Annotated in this window: 15 protein-coding genes; 3 read left to right on the plus strand and 12 right to left on the minus strand. The window is 67.2% G+C overall.

What is annotated here, in order from left to right:
* Positions 1-119: 119 nt before the first annotated feature.
* A complete protein-coding gene (locus EJI01_RS24580; RefSeq protein WP_126839747.1) occupies positions 120-518 on the plus strand; it encodes an OsmC family protein in 399 nt (132 codons plus the stop codon).
* Positions 519-622: 104 nt separating this feature from the next.
* The gene (locus EJI01_RS28885; protein ID WP_126839748.1) at positions 623-895 is read left to right on the plus strand and encodes a hypothetical protein; all 273 of its coding nucleotides are present in this window, start codon (positions 623-625) and stop codon (positions 893-895) included.
* A 10-nt stretch (positions 896-905) separates the two neighbouring features.
* Here EJI01_RS28885 and EJI01_RS24590 read toward each other — a convergent pair whose 3' ends face one another.
* The 9 genes from EJI01_RS24590 to gcl all read right to left on the minus strand — a co-directional run bounded on the left by EJI01_RS24590 (position 906) and on the right by gcl (position 11,171).
* The gene (locus EJI01_RS24590; protein WP_126839749.1) at positions 906-1,220 is read right to left on the minus strand and encodes an EthD family reductase; all 315 of its coding nucleotides are present in this window, start codon (positions 1,218-1,220) and stop codon (positions 906-908) included.
* Between the two features lie 73 nt (positions 1,221-1,293).
* Complete coding sequence (locus EJI01_RS24595; protein WP_126839750.1) at positions 1,294-1,791, minus strand: nucleoside deaminase; 498 nt, start codon at positions 1,789-1,791, stop codon at positions 1,294-1,296.
* Positions 1,784-2,554, minus strand: a complete 771-nt coding sequence (locus tag EJI01_RS24600; protein ID WP_126839751.1) for an ABC transporter permease — start codon at positions 2,552-2,554, stop codon at positions 1,784-1,786. The genes EJI01_RS24595 and EJI01_RS24600 overlap by 8 nt, the downstream gene beginning before the upstream one ends.
* A complete protein-coding gene (locus tag EJI01_RS24605) occupies positions 2,551-3,402 on the minus strand; it encodes an ABC transporter ATP-binding protein (RefSeq protein WP_126839752.1) in 852 nt (283 codons plus the stop codon). Before EJI01_RS24605 ends, EJI01_RS24600 begins: the two co-directional genes overlap by 4 nt.
* A 136-nt stretch (positions 3,403-3,538) precedes the next feature.
* The gene (locus EJI01_RS24610; protein WP_126839753.1) at positions 3,539-4,570 is read right to left on the minus strand and encodes an ABC transporter substrate-binding protein; all 1,032 of its coding nucleotides are present in this window, start codon (positions 4,568-4,570) and stop codon (positions 3,539-3,541) included.
* A gap of 180 nt (positions 4,571-4,750) precedes the next feature.
* The gene (locus tag EJI01_RS24615; protein ID WP_126839754.1) at positions 4,751-7,051 is read right to left on the minus strand and encodes an NADP-dependent malic enzyme; all 2,301 of its coding nucleotides are present in this window, start codon (positions 7,049-7,051) and stop codon (positions 4,751-4,753) included.
* Between the two features lie 491 nt (positions 7,052-7,542).
* Positions 7,543-8,442 (minus strand): 2-hydroxy-3-oxopropionate reductase, encoded by a 900-nt coding sequence (locus tag EJI01_RS24620; RefSeq protein WP_126839755.1) that lies wholly within the window; start codon positions 8,440-8,442, stop codon positions 7,543-7,545.
* A gap of 34 nt (positions 8,443-8,476) precedes the next feature.
* Positions 8,477-9,256, minus strand: coding sequence for a hydroxypyruvate isomerase (hyi, locus tag EJI01_RS24625; protein ID WP_126839756.1), 780 nt, complete (start codon positions 9,254-9,256; stop codon positions 8,477-8,479).
* Between the two features lie 121 nt (positions 9,257-9,377).
* Complete coding sequence (gene gcl, locus EJI01_RS24630) at positions 9,378-11,171, minus strand: glyoxylate carboligase (RefSeq protein WP_126839757.1); 1,794 nt, start codon at positions 11,169-11,171, stop codon at positions 9,378-9,380.
* A gap of 113 nt (positions 11,172-11,284) precedes the next feature.
* Between gcl and EJI01_RS24635 the strand changes: the two genes are divergently transcribed.
* Positions 11,285-12,187 carry a LysR family transcriptional regulator gene (locus EJI01_RS24635; RefSeq protein ID WP_126839758.1) on the plus strand — a complete coding sequence of 301 codons (903 nt, stop codon included), beginning with the start codon at positions 11,285-11,287 and terminating at the stop codon, positions 12,185-12,187.
* 31 nt (positions 12,188-12,218) lie between these two features.
* Here the strand turns inward: EJI01_RS24635 and EJI01_RS24640 are convergent, their stop codons facing one another.
* Genes EJI01_RS24640 through EJI01_RS24650 form a run of 3 tightly spaced genes read right to left on the minus strand, consistent with a single transcriptional unit; the run spans position 12,219 to position 15,379 of the window.
* Positions 12,219-13,286 carry an AI-2E family transporter gene (locus tag EJI01_RS24640; protein WP_126839759.1) on the minus strand — a complete coding sequence of 356 codons (1,068 nt, stop codon included), beginning with the start codon at positions 13,284-13,286 and terminating at the stop codon, positions 12,219-12,221.
* 37 nt (positions 13,287-13,323) lie between these two features.
* Positions 13,324-14,022: a GntR family transcriptional regulator gene (locus EJI01_RS24645; RefSeq protein WP_126839760.1), complete on the minus strand. Its 699-nt coding sequence runs from the start codon at positions 14,020-14,022 to the stop codon at positions 13,324-13,326.
* A gap of 22 nt (positions 14,023-14,044) precedes the next feature.
* Positions 14,045-15,379: a C4-dicarboxylate transporter DctA gene (locus tag EJI01_RS24650; protein WP_126839761.1), complete on the minus strand. Its 1,335-nt coding sequence runs from the start codon at positions 15,377-15,379 to the stop codon at positions 14,045-14,047.
* Positions 15,380-15,858 lie beyond the last annotated feature (479 nt).

Below are 15,858 nucleotides of genomic sequence, written 5' to 3' on the forward strand. Positions count from 1 at the left end.
ACCATCGGGCGCTCTCGCCAGCAGGAGCGCCCGATGGCAACGCGTGGATTCACAGGACGACGCCCGCACCGGGCGCTACGGCGGCGCCGATTGAATCCCTGGCTTTCAAAGGAAATTCCATGAGCATCGCGGTCAGACGCGACGGCACCACCGGCACCCGTCACATCCTCAAGGTCCGCGCTCACGAGATCGCGGTCGACCCGTCGCCCGATGCGGGCGGCCAGGATGCGGGCCCCACGCCGCACGACCTCTACGATTCCGCGCTGGCCGCCTGCAAGGCACTGACCGTGCTGGTCTACGCCAAGCGCAAGGGCATCCCGGTGGAAGACATCGAAGTCGTGGTGAACCGCGACGACAGCGAGGAACGCAAGGGCGTCTACCGGCTGGATTCCACCTTGCGCGTCACCGGCCCGCTCAGCGACGAACAGCGCGCCGAGCTGCTGCGCGTGGCGGGCAAGTGCCCGCTGCATCGGCTGATGACCGAGGTCAAGACGGAGATCGAGACGCGGCTGGCTTGAGGCGGCGGCAAGAGGCGCCGTCCGACCCCGGATCGAGAACGCAACCCGCCCCAAGTCCTCTCGGCGACGGCAAAGCTGGCTTCTCCATGCAGAAGGAGTACGCCATGAAGCCGCAAGAGAACACAGCCTCTTCCCAGACCGGGCCGAAGCCGGAGCCGCCGGAGCTCTCTAACCAATCGGTCGCGGGCGAAGAGGATCCCGGCGCCGCCGTCGAGGTTCCGCCCATGCAGCCCGGCGACGAGGCGCCTGCCGGCACGCCCGGAACCGGCGAAACCCTGTGCCGCAGCTGCGGCGGCACCGGCCGCAGCGACGACGGCAAGCCATGTCCGGAGTGCGGCGGCACCGGCAAGATCACCGCCGGCATCGGCGGCGCGTGATGGGCGCGCCTCAGCCCACCACCACCTCGCTGGTCTGCATCACCGGCTTCAGGTCGGTGTAGTTGCGGATGTCGCCGAGGATTTCCTTGGCGTGCGGGCCGAAGGCCGCCTGGAAAGCTTCCACCGAGTCGCAGAAGATGTGGCAGGACGCGACATAGGTAGGCGGCTCGCCCGGTGCGCCGCCGGCCAGCCCCTTGTCGATCGTGTAGGACTTGCAGGCGTCGCCCATCCTGCTCTTGAGCAGCGGCATGTGCTTGTCGCGGTAGTAGTCGTGGTCGAATCGCGCTCCGGGCGTGTGGGGGTACATCACGCTGACCTTGATCATTGCTTATCTCCTTGTTGGGGGGTCGCCAGCATAGGAGAAGGCGCGGCGGGAAACAACCCGGCTGTATGGCCTGCTACCCGCCCGCCGCGCGTGGCCCCCGGCTTTCCCAGAAGCCGCGGTGCGTGGCGATCATCTCGTCCGCCACTTCCGGCACCGGCCCGATGACCTCGATCTTCTTTTGCCCGCGTGCGAAGACTTCGCGGCAGCCCAGCGAGAGCGTCGGGTTCTCGGGATGGGCCCCGGTGAGCGCGAGAAGCGCACTCTCTTCGGCGCCGTACGCCACGCGCCCGATGTTCGCCCAGTAGATGGTGCCGGCGCACATCGCGCAGGGCTCGAAGGTGGTGACGAGCGTGCACTGCGCGAGGTACTCGGCCGGGTAGGTGAGCGAGGCGTTGCGCGCCAGCGTGGCCTCGGCGTGCTGCACGGTGTCGATGTTGCCCTGCTCGGTGAGCACCGTTTCGCCGTCGGGCGCGACGAGCAGCGCGCCGAAAGGATGGCGGCCCATCGCCATCGCGCGCCGCGCCACCTCGTTCGCGCGGCGCAGGGCGCGAAGGACCTGCTCCCTATTCATTTTGCGATCCGCGGTGCGCCCAGCCCGTCGTGTGCTTCTCGATCGCGCTGAAGAGCTCGTACATCCCCATCGCCATCGCGCCCACCACCATCAGGCCCGCGAAGGCCAGGCCCATCTGCATGGCCGAGCCGGCGGAGATCAGCAGGTAGCCGATGCCTTCGTTGGCGGCCGTCATCTCGCTCACCGTGGTGCCGACGAAAGCCAGCGTGATCGCGACCTTGAGCGAGCCGTAGAAGTAGGGCATGGAGCGCGGCAGGCCGATCTTCACCAGCACGTCCCAGCGCTTGGCGCCCAGCACGCGCAGCACATCCTCCAGCTCGGGCTCGAGCGTGGCCAGGCCGGTCGCGATGTTGACCATGATCGGGAAGAAGCTGATCAGGAAAGCCGTGAGGATCGCCGGGCCGATGCCGATGCCGAACCACACTACGAGGATGGGCACGAAGGCGGCCTTGGGCAGCGCGTTGAAAGCCGTCATCAGCGGATACACGGCCGCGTAGGCCAGCCGCGAACTGCCGATCACGAAGCCCAGCAGCACGCCGACCACGATCGCGAGGCCGAAGCCTGCCATCGTCACCCAGAAGGTGCGCCAGGCGTGGCCCGCGATGATCTCCTTGAATTCCCAGAACTGGGTCCAGATGCGCCACGGGCTCGGAAAGATGAACTCCGAGACGCCGAAGCCTGCGCAGATGATCTGCCACAGCACGATCACTGCGATGAGCAGCAGCCAGGGCGACCAGCGTTCGATCTGCTTGCCGTTCTTCATGCGTGGCTCGCTGCGGCGGCGGCCGCGATGGCATTGCTCCGGATGGCGCCGATGTGGCCGCGCAGCTCCAGCACGATGTCGGTGAATTCCTTGGTGTAGGTCAGTTCCAGCTCGCGCGGGCGCGGCAGCTCGATCTCGCGCCTGACCACGAAGCGGCCCGGGCTCTTGCTCATCACGTACACCGTGTCGGCCAGGAACACCGATTCGCGCAGGTCGTGCGTGACCAGAATCACGTTGAAGCGCTGCTCGGTCCACAGGTCGCGCAGGATGCACCAGAGCTCCTCGCGCGTGAAGGCGTCGAGCGCGCCGAAAGGCTCGTCGAGCAGCAGCATCTTGGGCTCGTGGATCAGCGCGCGGCAGATGCTGGCGCGCTGCTGCATCCCGCCCGAGAGCTGCCACGGGAACTTGTCTTCATAGCCGCCGAGGCCCACCTTCTGCAGCAGCTTGCGCGCGCGTTCGACGTATTCCTTGCGCTTCGACTTGAAGGTGGAGCGGTAGGGCTCGACGATCTCCAGCGGCAAGAGCACGTTGTCGACCGTGGTGCGCCAGGGCAGGAGCGAGGGCGCCTGGAAGGCCATGCCCGAGATCTTGACCGGCCCTGTCACGGGCTGGCCGTCGATGCGGATCTTGCCCATCGAGGGCATCTTCAGGCCCGTGGTGAGCTTCATGAAGGTCGACTTGCCGCAGCCCGAGGGCCCGACGATGGCGATGAATTCGCCCTGCTTCACCTTCAGGTCGATGGCTTCGACCGCGAAGTGGTTGGCTGCGAGCAGTTCCTCGTTGTAGGCGAGCCAGACGTCCTGGAAGTCGACGAAGGGCGCTGTGGTAGATGTGTGGGTATCCGACATGCGGGCGGTTCGATTCAATGCAAAGGCGGCAGGGACGCGCCGCCAGGAAGGCCGCCGATCCGGCTTTGCCGGTCGGCTGGCATTGCCCCCTCGAAGGGGGCGCGCGACCCCACGAAGTGGGGAGCCTGGGGTGAGCCTATTTCTTCAGGATGTTGAGCTCTGCCGCAGGCGGCAGCATGGAGCCGTTCCAGATCGCGTCGGGGTTGACGCGCGTCTTGGTTGCGAAGGCGTCCGACACCTGCGAAGCCATGAGCGCCAGGCGGCCGGCATTGATCTGGCCGAAGCCTTCGGCATGCGCATCGGGCGTGTTGATCACGGTGTCGATCGCGAGCTTGAGGCGGCGCGTTTCGAGCTGGCTGTTGACGATGCCATCGCGTGCCTTGATCGATTCGATGGCGACGGCGGGATTGGCGATCACTTCGCGGGCGCCCTTGGCGAAAGCCGAGAGGAAGGCCTTCACCGCGGCCGGGTTCTCCTTGACGAGCTTGGGCGACGCGATGATCGCGTTGCCGTAGAGCTTCACGCCGTAGTCGGGGTAGGGCAGCACCACGATGTCGGCCGCCTTGGCGCCGCGCGCCTCGAGGTTGAGCAGCGAAGTGAAGGTGAAGCCGGTGATGGCGTCGATGTCGCCGCGGATCAGCATGGTCTCGCGCAGCGTCGGGTCCATCGCGGTCCAGTTGACCGCGCCGATATTGTTGGCCTTGGCGAAGATCGGGAAGGCGCGGCGGCCGGCGTCGAACACGGGTGCGCCGAGCTTCTTGCCGGTCAGGTCGGCGGGCTTGGCGATGCCGCTCTTCTTGAGTGTCATGACCGAGGCCGGCGTGTTGTTGTAGACCATCATCACCGCGATCGGCTTGTTCGGGCTGTCAGGATTGTTGGCGTGGAATTCCATCAGCGCCGCGAGGTCGGCGAAGCCCATGTCGTAGGCACCGGAGGCGACACGCGTGACCGCGCCGCCGGAGCCGTTGCCCGCATCGACCGTGACGTCGAGGCCGCTGGCCTTGAAATAGCCTTTGGCGGCCGGATGGGTGAAGAAGGCGCCGGGACCTTCGAAGCGCCAGTCGAGCTGGAACTTGATCGGCGTGAGCGCCTGGGCGTGGGCGGCGCCGAGGCCGAAGCTGAGCGCCGAGGCGGCAAGAAAGGACTGGATCAGTTGGCGCTTGTTCATGAGATTCCGTAAGAGGGTGAATGCACGGGATTCAAGCAAAAACGGTGCCGGCACGCACTTGGTGCGAACCCTCCCGATGAGCCAATGGAGTGCATGGTCAATGGCGGTCGCCATTCGGGAGGGGCGGGAAAAACGCCCCGCCGCATGCACTGCGGCGGGGCGTCGATCCTGGTGCACGGCCTACTTGGGGGAGGTGGCATTGGCCACGGCGAGTGCCGTCATGTTGAGCACGCGGCGCACGGTGGCCGAGGGCGTCAGGATGTGGGCCGAGCCGGCCGCGCCCATGAGGATGGGGCCGACCGTCACGCCGTTGCCGCCGGTCATCTTCAGCACGTTGAACAGGATGTTGGCGGCATCGAGGTTGGGGCAGATCAGGAGGTTGGCCTCGCCGGTCAGCGAAGTCTCGGGCAAGGCGTTGTGCCGCACGGTGTCCGACAGCGCCGCATCGCCGTGCATCTCGCCGTCGCACTCGATATCGGGCGCCATCTTTGCGAACAGCTCGCGCGCCAGCCGCATCTTGCGCGCCGAAGCGCGCTCGGAGGAGCCGAAGTTGGAGTGCGACAGGAAGGCCACCTTGGGCGGCAGGCCGAAACGGCGCACTTCCTCTGCCGCCATGAGCGCGATCTCGGCCAGCGTCTCGGCGCTCGGGTCTTCGTGCACGTTGGTATCGGCGATGAAGAGCGTGTACTTCTCGAGCGTCAGCGCATTGAGGGTCGCGAAGCCCGGCGCGCCGCGCTTCAGACCCAGCACGTTGTGCAGGATGCGCAGATGGCTGTCGAAGCGGCCCACCAGCCCGCACAGCATCGCGTCGGCGTCGCCCAGGTGCACCATCAGCGAGCCGATGGTGGTGTTGGAGCGCCGCACCATCGCCTTCGAGGCCTCGGGCGTGATGCCGCGGCGTCCCATGATCTTGTGATAACTCTCCCAGTAGGTACGGAAGCGCGGGTCGTCCTCGGGGTCGACGACGTCCACGTCCGCGCCGAGCTTGATGCGCAGGCCCGCCTTCTTGATGCGCGTCTCGATCACCGCCGGGCGTCCGATCAGGATGGGCTTGGCCAGGCCTTCGTCCACCGCCAGTTGCGCGGCGCGCAGCACGCGGTCGTCCTCGCCCTCGCAGTAGGCCACGCGCTTGGCGCTCGCGAGCTTGGCGGCGCTGAACACCGGGCGCATGAACATGCCGGTCTGGTAGACGAAGCGCGCCAGGTTCTGGCGGTAGGTCTCGAGGTCCTCGATCGGCCGCGCGGCCACGCCCGAGTCGGCCGCGGCCTTGGCCACCGCCGGAGCGATGCGCAGGATCAGGCGCGAGTCGAAGGGCTTGGGGATGATGTAGTCGGGGCCGAAGGCGAGCTCCTGGCCGGCATAGGCGTTGGCCACTTCCTCGCTGATGTCGGCCTTGGTGAGATCCGCGATCTCGCGCACGCAGGCCAGCTTCATCTCTTCCGTGATCTTGCTCGCGCCGCAGTCGAGCGCGCCGCGGAAGATGTAGGGAAAGCAGAGGACGTTGTTGACCTGGTTCGGGTAGTCCGAGCGGCCCGTCGCGATGATGCAGTCGGGGCGGACTGCCTTGGCGAGTTCGGGCCGGATCTCCGGCTCGGGGTTGGCCAGCGCCAGGATGATCGGCTGGCTCGCCATGCTCTTGACCATGTCCTGCGTGACCACCCCGGGCGCCGAGCAGCCGAGGAACACGTCGGCGTTCTTCATCACGTCGGCCAGGGTGCGGTCGCCGGTGTCCTTCTGCGCGTAGCGCGATTTCGAATCGTCGAAGCCGCCCGGGCGGCCGATGTAGATCAGGCCCTTGGAGTCGACCGCGTAGATGTTGGCCGGCTTCGCGCCGAGGCCGATCATCACATCCAGGCAAGCGATCGCGGCCGCCCCGGCGCCCGAGACGGCGATCTTCACCTCCTCGATCTTCTTGCCGACCAGTTCGAGCCCGTTCATCAGCGCCGCGGCCGAGATGATGGCCGTGCCGTGCTGGTCGTCATGGAACACCGGGATGTTCATGCGCTCGCGCAGCTTGCGCTCGATGTAGAAGCACTCGGGCGCCTTGATGTCCTCGAGGTTGATGCCGCCCAGCGTCGGCTCGAGCGCGGCGATGATCTCGACCAGCTTGTCGGGGTCGGTCTCGGCGAGCTCGATGTCGAACACGTCGATGCCGGCGAACTTCTTGAACAGGCAGCCCTTGCCTTCCATCACCGGTTTGGCGGCCAGCGGCCCGATGTTGCCCAGGCCCAGCACCGCGGTGCCGTTGGTGACCACGCCGACCAGGTTGCCGCGCGAGGTGAACTCGGCCGCCATCGACGGGTCGGCTTCGATGTCGAGGCAGGGATAGGCCACGCCGGGCGAGTAGGCCAGCGAGAGGTCGCGCTGGTTCAGGAGCGGCTTGGTCGGGGATATCGAGATCTTGCCTTTGGCCGGGGAGCGGTGGTATTCGCGCGCGGCGTCGCGCAATGCTTCTTCTGCCGGTGACAGGGAGGCGGCCATGGAAGTCTCCTTTGTTTCTGACGACCAACGAGGCTACTCCAAAAGCGCGGGCACTTCGTGTAGTGGAACCACGAGGGACGAAAGCTGCGTCGGTGTCGCTGCGCGCCGCGGAAGGCCGTGATGCAAGTCTGCGCGCCGCGCAAGGCGGTCTGCGGCCCGGGCTCCTGCTGGGGCGGTCGGCGCGTTGCGCCGACTCCGCTGCGGTGCTCGCTTGGGGACGGCGCCGCGGAACTCGCTACGCGCCCCTGCGGGGCGCTGCGCTCAAACAGCCGCGGCGAGTCAGTCACGAAGCGCGTGCTGCGCACGCGCCCGTCCCCAGGCTGCGCTCCTCGCCGCCCCAGAAGTCGCCCGGTCCGCAGATCACCTTCCGCGGAGGAGGCGTCGGGGGTGGTTTGGGGAAGCCGGAAACCGCCACAACGCATCCCGCAAAGGCGCCCGCGCCGGACCCGTGGGCGCCTTTGCAGCGCGCCACGTTCGAACGCAGATTGGTATCAGTCGGGCTGAACGGGATGCTGCGCCAGCGCCTCCAGCGCCTTCACGAGCGCCGAATGGTCGGACTGGCCGTGGCCTAAGGCGGCGCAGGCGTTCATCAGCTGAGCCGCGCCAGCAGTCTGCGGCAGCGCGACACCAAGCGAACGCGCGCTCTGCATCGCCAGGTTCAGATCCTTCTGGTGCAGCGCGATGCGGAAGCCCGGCGCGAAGGTGCGCTTGATCATGCGCTCGCCATGCACTTCGAGAATGCGCGAGGAGGCGAACCCGCCCATCAGCGCCTGCCGCACCTTGGCCGGATCGGCGCCGGCCTTGCTGGCGAACACCAGCGCCTCGCCGACGGCCGCGATGTTGAGCGCGACGATGATCTGGTTGGCCACCTTGCAGACCTGGCCGTCGCCCGCTGCGCCGACCAGCGTGACGTTCTTGCCCATCTTCTCGAGCAGCGGCCGCACGCGGCCGAAGGTGCCTTCGTCGCCGCCGCACATGATGGTAAGGCTCGCCGCCTTGGCGCCCACCTCGCCGCCGGAGACCGGCGCGTCGATCCAGCCGCAGCCGAGGTCGGTGATCTTTTGCGCGAAGCCCTTGGTCGCGATCGGATCGATCGAGCTGCAGTCGACCACCGTCTTGCCCTTGGTCAACGCCGAAGCCACGCCGTTCTCGCCGAACAGCACCTTCTCCACGTCGGGCGTGTCCGGCACCATGATGAAGACGATGTCGGCCTGCCTCGTCACCTCGGCCGCCGAGGCGCACACCGTGGCCTTGGCGACGAAGAGCTCCGGCACCGGGCCTTGGGTGTTGACGAAGAGCTGATGGCCGGCGTCGAGCAGGTGGCCGGCCATGGGCGCGCCCATGATGCCGAGGCCGATGAAACCGATTCTCTGGGGTGCCGTGTTGGACATGCGTCGAGTTCCTTGATGTCTTGTCTGTAGGTCGTTATTGGGTGAGGGCGGCGCGCCAGCCGAGGCCGTTGACGGTGTCGCTCTTCGGCTTGTATTCGCAGCCGATCCAGCCCGTGTAGCCGGCCGCATCGATGTGCTTGAAGAGCCACGGATAGTTGATCTCGCCGGTGCCGGGCTCGCCGCGGCCGGGGTTGTCGGCCAGCTGGATGTGGCCGATCCTGGCCATGTTCTTCGCGATCGTCGCGCCGAGCTCGCCTTCCATGCGCTGCGCGTGATAGATGTCGTACTGCAGCAGCAGGTTGGTGGAGCCGACCTCCTCGATCAGCGCGAGCGCCTGGTCGGTGCGGGTCAGGAAGAAGCCGGGAATGTCGAAGTGGTTGATCGGCTCGATCAGCAGCATGATGCCGGCCGCCTGCAGTTCGCGGGCCGCGAAACGCAGGTTCTCGACCGCGACCTTGCGTGCTTCTTCGGCGCTCACGCCTTGCGGCAGCTTGCCGAGCAGGCAGTTGAGCTTGGGGCAACCCAGCGCCGTCGCGTAGTCGATGGCCATGCCCACGCCTTCGCGGAACTCGCTCACCCGGTCGGGATGGCAGGCGATGCCGCGCTCGCCGCCGTCCCAGTTGCCGGCGGGCAGGTTGTGCAGCACCTGCTGCAGGCCGTTGGCGCGCAGGGCGGCGGTCAGCTCCTTCTTGTCGTAGGCATAGGGGAACAGGTATTCGACGGCCTTGAAGCCGACCTTGGCGGCGGCCTCGAAGCGTTCCATGAAAGGCAGCTCGGTGAAGAGCATCGTGAGATTCGCTGCGAATCTGGGCATGCGGGTTTCCTTATGTCTGTTCGGGGGACACCGCGGAACCGGCTTCGCCGGGCCGCTGGTGTCGCCCCCGGTGAGGGGGAAGGCGCGCGCGACACGAAGTGCGCGAAGCCTGGGGGTGGGTTCAATCCAGCATTGCGACGGCGACTGCGGTCGGTGCGTCTTCGCGGCTTTCGGCCAGCGGCTCGAATTCGTTGATGGCGTCGATCTCGGTGCCCATCGAGATGTTGGTCACGCGTTCCAGCATCACCTCGATCACCACCGGCACGCTGAACTCGGCCATGAGCTCTTCGGCGCGCTGGATGGCGGGCTTCATCTCTTCCTGCTTGTAGACGCGGATCGCCTTGCAGCCCAGGCCCTCGATCACCTTGAGATGGTCCACGCCGTAGCTGCGCTCGACGCCGCTGTCTTCGCCCGCGTTGATGTTCTCGAAGCCGAGCTGCACGCAGTAGTCCATCTCGAAGCCGCGCTGCGCCTGGCGGATCAGGCCGAGATAGGAGTTGTTGACCACGATGTGGATGTACGGCAGCTTGAACTGCGCGCCCACGGCCAGCTCCTCGATCATGAACTGGAAGTCGTAGTCGCCCGAGAGCGCGACGATCTTGCGCGTCGGGTCCGCGGCGCGCACGCCGAGCGCGGCGGGAATGGTCCAGCCCAGCGGGCCGGCCTGGCCGCAGTTGATCCAGTTGCGCGGGTTGTAGACGTGCAGGAACTGCGCGCCGGCGATCTGCGACAGCCCGATCGTGCTCACGTAGCAGGTGTCGCGGCTGAAGTTGCGGTTCATGCACTGGTAGACGCGCTGCGGCTTCATCGGCACGTCGCCGAAGTTGGTCTTGCGCAGCATCGTCTTCTTGCGCTCGAGGCACTCGCCGGCCCATTGGCCGCGGTTCGGCAGCTGGCCCTTGGCCTTCATCTCCTCGGCCACTTCGACGAAGAGCTCGAGCGCGGCCTTGGCGTCCGACACGATGCCGAAGTCGGGCGTGAACACGCGGCCGATCTGCGTCGGCTCGATGTCGATGTGCACGAAGGTGCGGCCCTTGGTGTAGACATCGACCGAGCCGGTGTGGCGGTTGGCCCAGCGGTTGCCGATGCCGAGCACGAAGTCGGAGGCGAGCATGGTCGCGTTGCCGTAGCGGTGGCTGGTCTGCAGGCCGCACATGCCGGCCATCAGCGGATGGTCGTCGGGGATCGTGCCCCAGCCCATCAGCGTCGGGATCACCGGCACGCCGGTGGCCTCGGCGAAGCGCACCAGCAAGTCGCTGGCGTCGGCGTTGATGATGCCGCCGCCGGCCACGATCAGCGGGCGCTCGGCGGCGTTGAGCATCGCGATCGCCTTCTCGATCTGCGCGCGCGTGGCCGCCGGCTTGTAGGGCGTGAGCGGCTGGTAGGTGTCGATGTCGAATTCGATCTGCGCCATCTGCACGTCGAAGGGCAGGTCGATCAGCACCGGGCCGGGGCGGCCCGAGCGCATGAGGTGGAAGGCCTGCTGGAACACCTGCGGCACCTGGCCCGGCTCGCGCACCGTGACCGACCACTTGGTGACCGGCTTGGAGATCGATTCGATGTCCACCGCCTGGAAGTCTTCCTTGTAGAGCCGTGCGCGCGGCGCCTGGCCGGTGATGCACAGGATCGGGATCGAATCGGCCCAGGCCGAGTAGAGCCCGGTGATCATGTCGGTGCCGGCCGGCCCCGAGGTGCCGATGCACACGCCGATGTTGCCGGCGATGGCGCGGGTGTAGCCCTCGGCCATGTGCGAGGCGCCCTCGACGTGGCGCGCCAGGATGTGGGCGATGCTGCCGTGCTTGCGCAGCGCCGAGTAGAGCGGATTGATGGCGGCGCCGGGCACGCCGAAGGCCTGCGTGACGCCTTCTTTCTCCATCACCAGAACGGCGGCCTGGGCCGCGGTCATCTTTGCCATGTTGGTTGTCTCCTTCAGAGGCCTCGACTGTAGGAATTCGAGGCCTCGGGCAGAAGGCGGCGCGGGGCTATAAAAGCTATTCCATGGGGGAATAACTGGCTACGATCAGGGGCATGGACCGATTGCTTGCGATGGAGATGTTCGTGCGCGTGGTGGAGACCGGCAGCTTCTCCAAGGCGGCGCGCGAGTTCAACACCACCCAGCCCACCGTGACCAAGCAGGTCGCGGCCACCGAGGCGCGGCTCAAGGTGCGCCTGCTCAACCGCAACACGCGCGGCGTTAGCCTCACCGAATCGGGCGCGCTCTACTACGAGAAGTGCAAGAGCATCGTGCGCGAGACCGAGGAGGCCGAGAACGTGGTGCGGCGGCGCGAGTCGCAGGCGCAGGGGCTGCTGCGCGTCGGCACCTCGGTCGCCTTCGGCCGGCGCGTGGTGGTGCCGCTGGCGCTGGAATACATGGCGCGCAACCCGCAGGTGCAGGTGGACCTCAGCTTCGAGGACCGCTATGTCGACCTGATCGCGCAGGGCATCGACGTCGCGGTGCGCATGGGCAAGCTGGCCGATTCATCGCTGGGCGCGCGCTTCCTCGGCATGAACCCGTGGGTCATGGTGGCGGCGCCGGGCTACCTCAAGAAGCACGGCACGCCGAAGCGCGCGCAGGACCTGAGCGGACACGTGGCGCTGATCTACAGCAGCGTGGTGGGCGACGACGTCTGGCGTATGCACACGCCCAAGGGGGAACCGGTCACGGTGCCGGTCACGGGCCGGCTGCGCTCCAACAACCTTTCGGCCGTGCTCGCCGCGGCGCGCGAGGGTCTCGGCATCGCGCTGATGCCGCGCTACGTGGCGAGCGATTCGCTGGCCGCGGGCAAGGTGGTGGAAGTGCTGCCGGGCCATGCGCTGCCCGAGCAGGAGATCCACGCCGTGTTCCCTTCGCCCAAGCTGGTGCCGGGGAAGGTCTCGAGCTTCGTGGCCTTTCTGCAGGGGCGCTTCGGGGAGGGGTGGTGGGCGCGCTAGCCGCCGCCGGGCGAAGCGCACCGGCCCCGGATCAGGCCGGCGGCTCGTCCTGCTCCTTGTTCGACGAGGCGAACAGGTCCCAGGAGGCCATGAACAGCGCGGCGATCACCGGCCCGATCACGAAGCCGTTGACGCCGAACAGCGCCATGCCGCCGATGGTGGACATCAGCACGATGTAGTCCGGCATCTGCGTGTCCTTGCCGACCAGCACCGGGCGCAGGACGTTGTCGACCAGCCCGATCACGACCACGCCGAAGCCGATCAGGAACACGCCTTGCCAGATCGCGCCGGTGGCCAGGAAATAGAGCGCCACCGGCAGCCAGATCAGCGCTGCGCCCACGGCAGGCAGCAGCGAGAGAAAAGCCATCAGCACGGCCCAGAGCAGCGCCCCCTGCACGTCGAGGAACCAGAAGGCGATGCCGCCCAGCGCGCCCTGCACGACCGCGACCGCCACGTTGCCCTTGATGGTGGCGCGGATCACGGTGGTGAACTTGTTGAGCAGGTAGTGCGTGTGCGGCCGCGCCATCGGCAGCGCCTCGCGCACCGTCTTCGACAGCTCGGTACCGTCGCGCAAGAGGAAGTACAGCAGATACAGCATGACCGCGAAGCTGACCAAGAACTCGAAAGTGTTCTGCCCGATGTTGACGGCCTGGGTGGCGATCATCTGGCTGGTCTGGGCCGCCCCCTGCGAAAGCCTGCCGAGCAGCGCCTCCATGTTGCCGAGGCCGAAGCGGTCCAGCAGGTTGAGCAGCCATTGCGGCAGAGCGGCCACGATCTGCTGGAAGTAGCGCACGAAGCTGATTTCGCCCGAGCGGATCTTCTGCGTCACCACCGAGATCTCCTGCACCAGCGAGACGGTGACCATCGACAGCGGGATGATCACGATCACCAGGCAGATCGCGAGCGTGGCGAGCGCCGCGAGGTTGCGCCGCTTGGGCATCTTGCGAAGCAGCCGCTTGTAGAGCGGCGTGAACAGGATGGCGAGCGCCACGCCCCAGAGCACGGCGCCGGAGAAGGGCGCCAGGACCAAGAGAAAGGCGGCCGTGACGACGGCCAGCAGAAACAGGAAGACGCCGCGCTGGAGTTCGGGTGAATTCATACGCCGGCTACTGTAGCCGACCGGCTTTTGCGTTCCCTCAGCGCGATGCGCGCGGCAACGCGACCGGCGCCAGCGTGGCGCGCAGGCGCTCGTCGGCGCCCGGTGCGGCCTCAGCCTCGACCTGCAGCGCCTCCTCGACGTTGCCGATGTGGTCGAGCATCAGCTGCCGCGCACGCTTCGTGTCGCCGGCCTCCAGCGCGGCAACGATGGCCGCATGCTCGGCGCACGATTGCCCGGCCTCGTGCTTCGACTGGAACAGCGTGGCCGCGAGCGTGGTGCGGGCCGTGAGGTCGCGCAGCACGTCGACCAGCAGGCGGTGGCCCATCTGGTCGGCCAGGCAGACGTGGAAGTCGGCCAGGAGGAAGGCGCGCGTCGCGGCGTCGGCCCCGGCGATGGCACGCTTCTCGTCGGCGATGTGCTCGCGCAGCTTGCGGATCACCTTCGCGAGCGGCCGCCCCGCCTCGGCCAGGATGCCGGCCTCGACGATGCGGCGCGCGGCGAAGGCGTCGCGCGCCTCTTCGGCCGAAGGCTGCACCACGTACCACCCGCGCCTCGACTGCACCTCGACGAAGCCGCGCGCCTGCAGCTGCATCAGCGCCTCGCGCACCATCGTTCGGCTGACGCCGAAGTTCTCCGCCAGGTCCTGCTCGCCGAGGCGATCGCCGGGGGCGAGCTTCTGCGCCAGGATGGCTTCGACCACGCGCTCGGCGATGTTGGTGGGCGTGACGTCGGTCATGGCGAGGGCTTGTGGAGGAGCCCTAGTGTGCCGCGTGGGCGGCATGCGCCGCGGCGACCGGGGAGCCGGGCTCGGCCAGCGGCTCGTCCTCGGGCGAGTGGGTGCCGTTCAGCACGGCGTGGGCGCGCTCGCGGTCGATGTCGCCTTCCCAGGCCGCGATCGCGACGGTGGCGACGCAGTTGCCGATCAGGTTGCCCAGGGCGCGCGCAATGCCCATGAACCAGTCGACCGAGAGCACCAGCACCAGCCCGATCGCCGGGATCGCGGGAATAGCATGCAGGGTGGCGGCCAGCACCACGATCGCCGAACCCGGCACGCCGTGCGCACCCTTGGAAGTGACCAGCGCGATCGCCAGGATGGTCAGCAGGTCGGCCGTCGAGATCGGCGTGTTGGTCGCCTGCGCGATGAACACGGCCGCCAGCGTGATGTAGATCGAGAAGGCGTCGAGGTTGAAGGAGTAGCCGGTCGGGATCACCAGGCCCACCGTCGAGTCGCGGATGCCCATGTGGCGCAGCTTGGCCATGATCTGCGGCAGCACGCTGTCCGACGAGGTGGTGGCGAACACGATGGTCAGCTCCTCGCGCAGGTAGCGCAGCAGCTTGATCAGGCTGAAGCCCGAGAGCCGCATCACAAAGCCCAGCACCACGAACACGAAGACGATGACGGACGCGTAGAACAGCGCGACCAGCATGCCCAGTTGCTTGAGCGAGCCGACGCCGTACTTGCCCACGGTGAAGGCGATGGCGCCCAGCACGCCCAGCGGCGCCAGCTTGATGATGATGCCCATGATCTTGAACAGCACCTGCGAGAGCGTCTCGACGAAATCGCCGACCGGCTTGCCGCGCGGGCCCAGGAGCGCCAGCGCGCAACCGAACAGCACCGCGAACAGCAGCACCTGCAGCACGTCGCCGGTGGCGAAGGCGTTGACCACCGTGGTCGGGATCAGCTTCATGAGGAAGTCCACCGTGCCGCCGCTGGTGAGCTTGTCGGCGTTCGAGGCATAGGCGCTCATGGCCGCGGCGTCGAGCGCGCCGGGGTCCACATTCATGCCCACGCCCGGCTTGAACACGAAGCCCAGCACCAAGCCCATGGCCAGCGCGATGGTGGTCAGCACCTCGAAGTAGATCAGCGACTTGACGCCGACCCGGCCCACGCGCTTCAGGTCGCCCGCGCCGGCGATCCCGTGCACCACCACGCAGAAGACCAGCACCGGGATGATCATCTTGATCAGCTTGATGAAGCCGTCGCCCAGCGGCTTGAGCTTGGCGGCGAACTCGGGAAAGAACAGGCCCGCCACCACGCCGAGCACCAGCGCGATGACCACCTGACCGAAGAGCGATTTGGCGAAACGGGGCATGGGAGTCTCCGTGATTGGTTGCATGCAAGCAGTCAGTAATCTTGCATACAAGCAATGTAGGCAAGATTGCGCCAGATGCTGCTCGGGTTTTCCCGGGGATTGGTGTGCAGGCGTATCTGTTGTCCTGAGCTAATAAATGCCCAAACGGCGATCCAGGTGGCATGCGGCTCGCCAAGCTCCTCGCGCTTTAGGTCGCCGACGCAAATGCCCGAACGACGCCCGTGCAGGTTCGAACGGCAGGTAACTGCTAATAAATGCTCAAACTAGCGCTGCGCGTCCTGTGTCGATCGCGACGGCCGCTTCGTTGTGCCCCCTCACGAAGGCCTGTGGAAGCCGTCTCCCCGAGTCGCCAACGGCATCCACCAGGCGCCGTCTCGGCCGAACGCCTAAGGATCGTGTAGGCGATCGGCAGCAAAGTGCCCCTTTCGCATACCGCCGCGCGAAGCGCGTGCACACCTCATGGCTGTACGGCAGGATCC

Origin of the sequence: Variovorax sp. MHTC-1, from assembly GCF_003984645.1 — a bacterium.
GTDB lineage: Bacteria > Pseudomonadota > Gammaproteobacteria > Burkholderiales > Burkholderiaceae_C > Variovorax.

Coding starts and splice junctions, on each gene's coding strand:
- EJI01_RS24645 (WP_126839760.1), bottom strand. CDS start 14,022: ATGACCGACGTCACGCCCACCAACATCGCCGAGCGCGTGGTCGAAGCC.
- hyi (WP_126839756.1), bottom strand. CDS start 9,256: ATGCCCAGATTCGCAGCGAATCTCACGATGCTCTTCACCGAGCTGCCT.
- EJI01_RS24635 (WP_126839758.1), top strand. CDS start 11,285: ATGGACCGATTGCTTGCGATGGAGATGTTCGTGCGCGTGGTGGAGACC.
- EJI01_RS24650 (WP_126839761.1), bottom strand. CDS start 15,379: ATGCCCCGTTTCGCCAAATCGCTCTTCGGTCAGGTGGTCATCGCGCTG.
- EJI01_RS24605 (WP_126839752.1), bottom strand. CDS start 3,402: ATGTCGGATACCCACACATCTACCACAGCGCCCTTCGTCGACTTCCAG.
- EJI01_RS24615 (WP_126839754.1), bottom strand. CDS start 7,051: ATGGCCGCCTCCCTGTCACCGGCAGAAGAAGCATTGCGCGACGCCGCG.
- EJI01_RS24580 (WP_126839747.1), top strand. CDS start 120: ATGAGCATCGCGGTCAGACGCGACGGCACCACCGGCACCCGTCACATC.
- EJI01_RS24590 (WP_126839749.1), bottom strand. CDS start 1,220: ATGATCAAGGTCAGCGTGATGTACCCCCACACGCCCGGAGCGCGATTC.
- EJI01_RS24595 (WP_126839750.1), bottom strand. CDS start 1,791: ATGAATAGGGAGCAGGTCCTTCGCGCCCTGCGCCGCGCGAACGAGGTG.
- EJI01_RS28885 (WP_126839748.1), top strand. CDS start 623: ATGAAGCCGCAAGAGAACACAGCCTCTTCCCAGACCGGGCCGAAGCCG.
- gcl (WP_126839757.1), bottom strand. CDS start 11,171: ATGGCAAAGATGACCGCGGCCCAGGCCGCCGTTCTGGTGATGGAGAAA.
- EJI01_RS24640 (WP_126839759.1), bottom strand. CDS start 13,286: ATGAATTCACCCGAACTCCAGCGCGGCGTCTTCCTGTTTCTGCTGGCC.
- EJI01_RS24600 (WP_126839751.1), bottom strand. CDS start 2,554: ATGAAGAACGGCAAGCAGATCGAACGCTGGTCGCCCTGGCTGCTGCTC.
- EJI01_RS24620 (WP_126839755.1), bottom strand. CDS start 8,442: ATGTCCAACACGGCACCCCAGAGAATCGGTTTCATCGGCCTCGGCATC.
- EJI01_RS24610 (WP_126839753.1), bottom strand. CDS start 4,570: ATGAACAAGCGCCAACTGATCCAGTCCTTTCTTGCCGCCTCGGCGCTC.